The following is a 9944-nucleotide window of genomic DNA, read 5'->3' on the forward strand; positions in this document are numbered from 1 at the left end:
CCTATTGCTTGACCGCGCCGGCCAGGCCGTTGACGAAGAAACGCTGCAGCAGCACGAAGAGCAGGATGATCGGCGCGAGGGTGATGACGGTTCCCGCACACAGCAGCGTCCACTCGGTCGAGTTCTCGCCGATGAACGCGTACATGCCGATCGCGAGGGTGCGCAGCTCGGGCCGCCCGAGCGTGAAGACGAGCGGGATGAAGAAGCTGTTCCAGGCCGTGATCGCGGTGAACAGACCAACCGTGGCCAGCATCGGCCCGGACAGCGGCAGCATGATCCGGGCGAACGTCTGGTGGAAGTTGGCCCCGTCCACCTGGGCCGCGTCCTCGAGCTCTCGGTCGATGGCCATGAAGTAGCCCATGAACAGGAACGTCCCGAAGACCACGCCACCAGAGGCCTGCACGATGATCACCGACCACAGGCTGTTCAGCAGATGCAGCCGCTGCATCAGGTCGAACACCGGAATGATCGTGTAGCCGTGCGGCAGGAAGAGCGTCGCCGACACCAGCCCGAGACAGAAGCCCCGGCCCGGGAACCGTGTGCGGGCAAGTACGTATCCCGCGCAGGACGTGACTACTAAAGTGATCACTACCGTGCCCAAGGTGATCAGAATTGTGTTCATGAAGTACCGGCCGAACGACGCCTCCTGCCAGGCGTTGAGGTAGTTCGACCAGAGGAAGTGCGAGGGCAACGGACTGAGCCCGTCGGTGAAGAAGTCATCGTCGCTCTTCAGCGAACTGCCGAGCGCCCAGAACAACGGGTACAACCACGCCAGGCCGCTGACCAGCAAGGCGACATGCGTCATCACAGTGACCATGCGTCGACGAGTCATGCGATCCCTCCGGTCCCCCGCCGCCGTGCGAGCGAGCGCAGTACGACGACCTGGACGACGGAGAACGCGATCAGCAGGACGCCGTAGATGAACGACGCGGCCGACGCCAGACCGATGTCGGGCTGCACCGCGTTCGCATTACTGCCGCCGAACGCCAGATGGTAGATGTAGGTGTTCACGACCTCGGTCGCGAAGTACGGGCCGCCGCTGGTCAGCACCTGGACCAGGTCGAAGATCTGGAACGTCCCGATCACCGCCAGGATGACGATCACCACCCCGACGGCGCGCAGCATCGGGATGGTGATGTACCGGAAGGTCGCGATCCGGCCGGCGCCGTCCAGCCGCGCCGCCTCGTACAGCTCGTCCGGGATCGTCTGCAGACCGGCCAGGAAGTACACGAGGTTGTAGCCGAACGTGTGCCAGATCCCGACCAGGATGATGATTCCCAGCGCGAAGTGCGGATCCCCCAGCCAGTCGATGTGCTTGTCGATCAGGTGCAGCCTCAGCAACACGTCGTTGATCGAGTCACCGAAGTTCGACACCAGCAACTGGATCACGACGCCGATCACCGCGGCCGACGTCACCACCGGCAGGAAGAACAGCGTCCGGTAGAACGACGCGAACCGCAGTCGCTTGTTGTTCAGCACCAAGGCGAGTGCCAACGCCAGCACGAGCTGGATCGGTACGACGAAGGCGGCGTACACGAAGGTGTGTCCGAGGGACCGCCAGAAGATGCTGTCGTGGACGATCTGGCGGAAGTTGCCGAGCCCGACGAAGTCCGACGGGTCACCGATCCCGTCCCACTTGTAGAAGGTGTATCCGAGCGACGCGATGATCGGGTAGACCACGAACGCCAGCAGCAGCACCATCATCGGTGCGAGGTAGACGTACGACCACAGGTAGGTACGGCGACGCGCCCGCCGGCGCGCCACCGCGGGAGGCGGCCCACCGGTGGCGACCTCCTCCCGCACGGCAGTGGTCATGACCATCAGGCGCCCGGCTTCGTCGTGTACGGCTTGGTCAGATCCCAGTCGGTGAAGGCGAAGTCCTTCGTGCTCGCCCCGGCGCCCACCTTCTTCACCGCGTCGTCGAGCGCCTGGTTCATCTTGTCGGTCAGCGTCGTCAGCGCCCCTTGCACGTCCTTCACCTGTCCGCTGTAGACGCCGGACAGAAGGTCGTTGATGTCCGGTTTGACCGCGGGCAGTTGGAGTTTCGCCAGTTGCGGGTTGCGGATGGTCGGCTGCGGACCGACCACCGCGGCCCCCGACATGGCGACGTACTGCGCGAAGGGTGCGAACGTCACGCCCTTCGGGTCGTTGTTCTTCGCGTAAACGGACAAGCCCTGGCCCTGCTCGACCCACCGCTTCCCCGCGTCCGGGCTGTAGAGCCAGTCGAACCAGGCCCATGCCTCGTCGGCGTGCGCGGTCTTCGACGAGACCGCGACGAACTTGCCGCCGGGCGGTCCGTAGAACAGCGCCTTCGGCTCAGCGCCCGGTGCCGGCAGCGTCACCAGGCTGTAGTCGGTGAACTTGTGCTGGGTCCACTCCGGCTGGTTCCAGACACCGCCGACCGTCATCCCGAACCGGCCGCGCTCGAAGAACGCGCGGGCCTGCTCGTCGGAGATGCTCATCGAGTTCGGGTAGAACCAGTTTTTGTTCTTCCACTCCAGCAGCAGATTGATCACGTCGAGGTAGTTGCGGTCGGTACCGAACGTCCACCGGCCGACCCGGTAGTCCATCCCGTCGATCCCACCGACCGCGGCACCACCCGGCGAGCCGGCGCCGCGGACGAACAGATCCAGCCACCAGGCCAAGGTCGTGTTCGTCGAGTTGCCGAAGCCGAACGGCGCCACCTTGCCACCGCTCTTCGAGGCGATCGCGTCGGCCGCGCGGCTCACGTCGTCCCAGGTCTTCGGCAGTTTGACGCTGCCGTCGGCGTTGGTCAGGCCGGCGTCCTTGAAGACGCCGTGGTGGACGTACAGCTGCAGCGACGGTGCCGGCGCGGCGAACGGTGCGGTGTAGACCTTGCCGTCGAAGACGTCTACTCCCTCGACGAAGCTGTTCTCCGGGAAGCGCGACTGCCAGGACGTCGTCGCCCACTTGTCCACAGGCAGCAGCCAGCTGTCCGACACCTGCTGGCTGAGCTGGGGGCTCTTGGGCACCATCAGGATGTCCGGCGGGTTGTTGCTGCGGTACGCCAGCGAGACGAGGTCGGCGTACTTGTCGCTGACCTGCGTGGTCTTCTTCACCGCGATACCCGGGTGGGCTTCCTGGAACAGCTTGATCTCGTTGTCCACCCAGCCGGCCTGGCTGGCGTACCAGTCCCAGTAGGTGATCGTGGTCTTGGCCTTCGAGCCCTCGGAGTCGTTGCCCGAGGAACAGCCGGCGAGCGCGCCGGCCCCGGCCAGTGCGGCCGCACCCCGGAGCAGTGTCCGTCGGGAGATGGGTGATGACATGACAGTTCCTCCAGTGATTTAGGTGCAGGCCGGCGTAGCCGACGACGCGGTCTGGGTCAGGGATCCCAGCCGCCAGGTGAGCGGACTGCCGTCCCAGGTGACCGCGACGCGCCGCGGCCGTTGGAAGGGCAGGAACGAGACGGTCTGGCCGCGGTCGGCCGGTCCGGGACTGAACGCGTTGTCGGTGCCGACCGGAACCGGGATGTAGTAGTTGTTCGCGTTGCTGTAGCCGAAGTACGCCGTGTAGGTGTTGTCGACCGTGTTGTGGACGACGCAGGCCGCGGTCGGCTGCACGGGGTTGAACACGGTCTCCGCCGGACCCGTGCCACCGCTGACGGTCTTGGCCATCGGGGCGAACGAAGCGTCGTCCACCAGCAGGTCGCCGGTGCCGGTCGTGGTGCTGATCCACCATTCGGCCTTGGTCAGCGTGCCGGTCCAGGAGATGTTCGTGTTGGCGGCCGAGATCTGGGTCCAGCCGGTACTGCTGACCGGAGCGGAACCGAGTCTGATCGTCGTGGATCCGGTCGAGGTGGTGAGCTTGAGACTCACCATCGCGGTGTCCGATCCGCTGGCCAGCCGCACCCAGGCGGACGAGTCGTAGAGCCCGCCGTTCACCACCGACACTCCCTGCGCCGGGCCAGCCCACGCCGCGGCTCGGCCGGTCACCGACAGATCGCCGCTGCCGGTGTGCGGAGTCGTCGACGCGTTCTTCAACGTGCAGGTCCCCAGGCAGTACCAGCCGGTGGTGTTCGACTGGTTCTCCAACGTCCCGTTCCCGAGCACCGAGGGCGTCGGCAGGGACGGCGCTATCGCGGGTGGCCCCTGGGTAGGTGGTGGCGTACCGTCTGTCGGCGTGATGGCGAGGTCGTCGAGGGTGCACTCCGGCGAGCTCGAGCTCGGGTTGGACCAGGCGAACGCCTGAACCCACTTCGTCCCCGTCGGTGGGGTGAACGCTGCCAGCTTCTGTGTGTACGCGCGTTCGTCGGCATACGTGAGCGCGTACAGGAAGGTAGGCGTACCGGCCGTGGCGCCGCCGCGGACGCCGACGTAGCACTGGGTACCACCGCCGTTCAGACGACCCCAACCGGACAGTAGGTAGCTGGTGCCCGGAGTGAGGCCGGTGACGTTCTGGGTCACGCCGGAGCCAGGGCTGAGGGAGAGTGCGGTGTGACCGCTGTGGGCGTTCGCTGCGGTCGCCGGCCCGGTGCCGAGCGGTGTCCATCCACGTACACCGCTCTCGAAGTCGCCGTCGCCGATCGGGTTGGGCGCATCGGTGCGCACCGTGGTGGCGATGCCGTCGAAGATCACCTTGACCGAGGCACCGGCGGTGGTCGGCATCGGCACCTTGACCTGCTTCGAGACGCCGTTCGCGGTGACCGTCACCAGGTAGTCACCGAGAAAGCCGCGCGTACCGAAGGTTCCGGCGGTGGTCGTCTGGCCGGCGACGCTCGTGTGCCACTGGCGCTTGATCAGGTCCTCCCAGACCAGGGCGTTCGGCTTGGGTGACCAGTCCGCGTTGTAGAGCGCGACGCGGGGGTTGTAGATGTTGCTGGCCCAGATGCCGAAGTTGCTGATCTGGTTGACGTTCGGGTTCGAGAACATCGCGGTCATGAAGTCGCGGGTGTAGTCCGCCTGCAGCTGCAGATCGTCGGTGTCCACGTCGAACTCCGTGATCGCAACCTTCACACCGAGCCCAGCGAACTGGTCGACAATCGCCATCAGATCGTCCGGCGACGTCAACTGGAGTCCGTTGAAGTGACTCTCGAAGCCGACCAGGTCGATCGGCGCACCCGACGCCTTCAGCGATTCCACGGTGTCGTAAACGTGGTCGCGGTGGCGCTTCTCCCAGCCGTTGTTCTCCACCAGCCCGTAGTCGTTGAGGGCGAGCTTCGCGTTCGGGTCGACCTGGTGGGCGAGCTGGAACCACGAGGCGATCTCGTCGGTACCGAGGATGTCCTGGACGCTGTGCTCGGAGTACGGCTCGTTCACGACGTCCCACTCGTCGACGATGCCGGCCAGGGCGCTCGCCTCGTCGGTGATGTGGGTGTTGATGCGCGCTCTCAGCGCCGCCGGGTCGTTCTGCAGGTTGACGACATCGGGTTGCATCAGACCCCATGACGGCCAGATCAGGTTGTGGCCGCGGATGCGGATGCCGTGTTCCTTCATCCACTGCAGCGCGGGCAGGGTGATGGTGTCGCGTTCGGTCTGGTTCTCCCAGTGGTTCCACTTCAGGTTGTTGCCCAGGGCCCCTTGGTTGAAGAGCGTCGAGGCCTTCGTCTGGTACTGCTGCAGGTCGGTGCCGCTGATCCCGCCGGACGGATCGCCGATCAACCGGGCTCCGTCGGACGCGGCTCCGAACTTGAACGCGCTGGTCTGCTGTACGGCGGACACCTTCGCGCCGCTGACCGGGTTACCGGCCGGGTCGACGACCGAGACGTTGAGATTTCCCTTGCGGTACTGGTCGATCCGGGCGCTGGCCGCCGTACGCCAGGCAGCGTTCGCGTCCCGACCGTCGTAGGTGACCTGCGGATAGCCGGCCGGAGTGCCTGGTCCCCAGTCCTGCACCGAGACTCCGGCGATCTGGAACTTCTGAGCGCCGTACCCGAGCCAGAGATTCAGGTGCGCGGCGGTGGTCGTCCCAGCGGTGTAGGTGACGGCCGCGCGGAACGGGAACTCGAACCTCTGCCATCCCGTGCCGTAGAGCAGCGCTGCGTTCAGCGACTTCTTGTACGGCGATCCGTCCGTTTCGAAGACCAGGTGGGCATTGCCGGTCGTGGCACCCGGGGTCGGCTCGATCGAGCGGGCCCAGACGGTCGCGACGAGGGCATCGCCCGCGGTCACCGTCGCGGCCGTCGGTACGCCGAGGGTGATCTCGTACTCACCGTCCAGGCCGGGGCTCTGCGGCGCGTTCGGGACGGTGATCTCGAGGGCCTTGGTGAAGTTGGGATTCCCGCTGATCGGGACCTGTGCGGTCGCGTCGGCGGGAAGACTCTTGAACTCGGTGAAGTTGGCGAGTGGGTCGGCCGGCAGCACCTCGAAGGGCGCCGCGTCGGCGCGGGCTGTGGGCTGGATCGCCACCGCGGCGAGCAGGGCAAGGGTCACACCGGTGGCCAGTTTTCTGATCACTCCGGATCCTTCCAGAGGGCGCGCAGCAGCACCTCCCCCGCCGGCCGTGGGCCTGGGGCTGTGAGGAGACTGCTGGGTGAACTGTCGGTGGTCGGGCGGGACCTCGATCCGGAGGATCAGGCCTTGGTGGTCTGCGAGCGTCCGCGCGGGGACCGGGTCACGGGCACCGGCCCGCAACTCGCCCGGACGATCAAACTCGTGGGCATCACCAGGCGCGGCAGGTCGGCCGCCGGCTCCGCGCCGGCGTCCTCGCCGTCCGGTGCCGCGTCTGGTTCTTCATCGTTCGGGCCGATGGCGGCGAGCAGCATCTCGGCGGCTCGCCGGCCCATGTCGACGAACGGTTGCTGGATGGTGGTCAGCGGCGGGCGGATCTGCGCCGCCGACTCGATGTCGTCGAAGCCGATCACGGACACGTCCTCCGGCACCCGCAGGCCGGCCTCGGCCGCCGCGGTCATCACCGCGTACGCCGTCACGTCGGAGTGCGCGAACACCGCGGTGGGCCGCTGATCGGGCGGGAGTGCGAACAGTTCGCGGGATCGGGACCGGATCTGGTCGGGCAGGAAGTCACCGGGTTTGGTGAGTTCCGGATCGGGCTGGATGCCCGCGCCCCGTAGCGCGTCCAGGTAGCCGCGGTAGCGGTCCTGGCAGCAGCGGTACACCATTCGGCCTTGGACACAAGCGATTCGTTCGTGCCCCAGCTGCATGAGGTGGTCCATCGCCGTCAACGCGCCGTCGTAGTTGTCGGCGGTGACCGAGGGGAGGTCCACATCGGCGTCGATGGTGTTCACCAGGACGACCGGCAGGCCCTCCTGGTGCAGCTGGACGAGCGGTTCGAGCGGCTGCTCGTGGCTGACCACGAGCAGGCCGGACGCCATGCTCGAGGTCAGGATCCGGTCGATCAGCGAGCCGTAGTCACGGTCGTTGGTGGCGGTGTAGAGGATGATGTCGAACCCGCTCCGCTCGGTCACCGCGGCCACCCCGATGTTGATCGAGGCAACCATGTGCCAGGACAGGCCGGGCACGACCATGCCGATCAGCCGGGTGCTCCCCTTGGCCAGTGCGGTCGCTGCGAAGCTCGGCACGTATCGATGCCGGCGCATCACCGCCAGCACGTGCCGCCGAGTCGCGGGATCGACCTTGGGGCTGTTGTTCAGCACCAGCGAGACCGTGGATTTGGACAGGCCGGACAGCGCGGCGATGTCACGAATCGTCAGCTTCGCCATCCGGTTCATCCTCTGCTAGGTCCGTTGGACTGGTCCAACGGCTGGTGCACCGGAACGTAACAGTGCGCCAGAACGCCGTCAACACCTAATGCGCAAACGGTTTCCATCCGAGGCATTGCGCCGTTCGGCCTTTTCGTGCCAGCATCGGCCCATCGTGTTGGACCGGTCCTACGCAGGCCGGGATCACCTGCCGGGACCGGTCCGGCACGTCACCTCACCGTGCTCCCACATCCAGCCGGCCCGGCCGGTTGCTCGTGCTGCCCAGGAAGGCCGCCCATGCCGCCGTACTCGCTCGACGACTTCGCCTTCGACCTCCGCCGCGCCGTACCTCCCGCTGACCTCTGGGTGGGCAGCGGCACAGGTACCGTCAACCAACTGACGGGCACCGTGTGCGGCGTCGGTGGTTGGTTCGCTCCCCCGCTCGCCGCCCCCGACAGCCGGCTGACGATCTCCTTCGACGTCGACGGCCGGCACATCCTCGACGCCGCGCGACCTGGAGCCGGCAACCGTGGTCTGCTCCCCGCCGGCGGCACCTGGCGCCCGGACCGGCTCGTCCGTCGCGGCACCTACCACCAGTACGACGCCGGCCGCCTGACCTCGCTGGCCGTCGAGTCCACGCTCACCCCACGCCACGGCTCCCCCGGCTACGACCTCACCCTCACCATCCGCAACCGCTCCGCCAGCACCCACCAACTGACGATCCACCCGGAGCTCGCCGCGACCCAAGCCAGCCAGGTACCGCTCTCCGACTGGGGCTGGGTCCCGCCCGAAGCCGGCACCGGTCTCCCGGTCACCTTGGAGAAGGACAGCCTGTCCGCAACCCTCCAACCCCATGGCGAGGTGACCATCACCCTCGACGTCGGGACTAGTGCCGCGGTCACCGACGCTGAGCACACCACCCGCCAGTGGGAGTCCCGTCTCAGTCAGGCGCTCGGCAGACTCCCCACTCTCACGTCCGACATCCCCGGGCTCGAGCAGTACTACCGCCGTTCGCTCGCCAGTGGGCTCGTGTGCTGGTGGGACCACCCGGACTTCGTCTCCCAGCCGTTCATCGCGACCTCCGGGCTCGACGGTGGTGCGCTGTGCGCCTACGCCTGGGACACCGGCGGCTACGCGCCCAACCTGCTCAGTCTCATGCTCGGCGACAACGTCCTCGGCATCATCGAGTCACTGCTCGACGCCGACCTCACCGACCGCTACGCGATCGCCCCCGACGGCACCGGTCTCGGCGTCGCGTATGCCTACAGCGGCTGGTCCCTCGTCGCCCTGACCCGGGCCGCAGCGGCCGAGCACCGGCTCGATCCCACGGTGATCGCTCGGCTGTACGACGTACTGATCGCGCTCGACAAGCGATTCCAGCCTGACGACCAGACCGGCGTACTGCGCGACTACGGCGACCAGAGCAACTTGCTCGAGATGCGTAGTGCCGGCTGGGAGAACGTGGTCGCCAGTCCGAACGCCGAGCGCGCGTGGGCACTCGACACCCTCGCCGACCTCTCGGACCTCACCGGGGCCGCACTGCCGGCCGACGACCTGCGGGCATCCGCGCAGCAGATCTGCGCCGAGGTGATCCGGCAGCTCTGGGATCCGGAGGCGGGCTGGTTCCGCAGTCGCTACCCGGATGGTCACACCGAACTCACCTACTCGATCCAGGCCTTCGACGTACTGCGTTCCGGCGCCTGCCCACCCGACGTTGCTGCCACGTTGACCAAGAAGGTCGGCGCCTTCCTCGGCGAGTACGGCGTGAGCAGTGTCAGCGCCGAGGACGAATTCCACTACGAGACCGCCGACATCGACTGGTCCGGCGCCGGCGCTTACACCGGCGAGGGCCCTCAACTCGCTCTCACGCTCTGGGACCGTGGCGAGTCAGCTCTCGCGTGGGACGTGCTGCGCCGCCACTTCTGGATGGGCGACCACTACCCGTACTTCCCCCAGGACCACTACTGCGACAAGCCGGGAGCCCCCGCCACCGGCCGCCGCATCAACATCATCGCCGGCCTCACCGGCGCCGAAGCCATCCTCACCGGCCTGGCCGGAATCCACCCGCACCCCGACGGCTCCCTGACCATCGACCCCAACCCTGTCGCGTCGGGCACCGTCAACCTCCACGGCCTGGTGTTCCGCGACCACACGATCGACCTCTCCATCGCCCCCGGCCACAGCGAGGTCACCGTCGACGGCCGCCCCGTGCACGCCGGGACCGATGGCGCGTTCGACGCCGTAGCACCACGCTCCGCGACGAAGTGACCCATCTGACCCCTCCGGCCCCTCACAGTGAGTCACCGTTAGGCAATTGTGATTGGAGACC

The 9944-nt window shown here is 67.1% G+C and carries 6 protein-coding genes; 1 reads left to right on the forward strand and 5 read right to left on the reverse strand.

Features of this window, described 5'->3' with window-relative positions; genetic code table 11:
- Position 1 precedes the first annotated feature (1 nt).
- From AB0E63_RS34120 to AB0E63_RS34140, 5 genes are all read right to left on the reverse strand, one after another.
- A complete protein-coding gene (locus AB0E63_RS34120) occupies positions 2-832 on the reverse strand; it encodes a carbohydrate ABC transporter permease (protein ID WP_360375349.1) in 831 nt (276 codons plus the stop codon).
- Positions 829-1815, reverse strand: a complete 987-nt coding sequence (locus tag AB0E63_RS34125; RefSeq protein WP_360375351.1) for a sugar ABC transporter permease — start codon at positions 1813-1815, stop codon at positions 829-831. Before AB0E63_RS34125 ends, AB0E63_RS34120 begins: the two co-directional genes overlap by 4 nt.
- Before the next feature lie 5 nt (positions 1816-1820).
- Complete coding sequence (locus AB0E63_RS34130) at positions 1821-3287, reverse strand: extracellular solute-binding protein (protein ID WP_360375353.1); 1467 nt, start codon at positions 3285-3287, stop codon at positions 1821-1823.
- An 18-nt stretch (positions 3288-3305) separates the two neighbouring features.
- Entirely contained in the window at positions 3306-6413 is a 3108-nt protein-coding gene (locus AB0E63_RS34135) for an endo-1,4-beta-xylanase (RefSeq protein WP_360375355.1), read from the reverse strand.
- Positions 6414-6529: 116 nt separating this feature from the next.
- Positions 6530-7636 carry a LacI family DNA-binding transcriptional regulator gene (locus tag AB0E63_RS34140; protein ID WP_360375357.1) on the reverse strand — a complete coding sequence of 369 codons (1107 nt, stop codon included), beginning with the start codon at positions 7634-7636 and terminating at the stop codon, positions 6530-6532.
- Between the two features lie 276 nt (positions 7637-7912).
- On the opposite strand from AB0E63_RS34140, the gene AB0E63_RS34145 reads away from it, so the two are divergent.
- Positions 7913-9883: a hypothetical protein gene (locus tag AB0E63_RS34145; RefSeq protein ID WP_360375359.1), complete on the forward strand. Its 1971-nt coding sequence runs from the start codon at positions 7913-7915 to the stop codon at positions 9881-9883.
- Positions 9884-9944: the final 61 nt, after the last annotated feature.

Source organism: Kribbella sp. NPDC026596 (assembly GCF_040638415.1).
In the GTDB taxonomy this organism is placed as follows: domain Bacteria; phylum Actinomycetota; class Actinomycetes; order Propionibacteriales; family Kribbellaceae; genus Kribbella.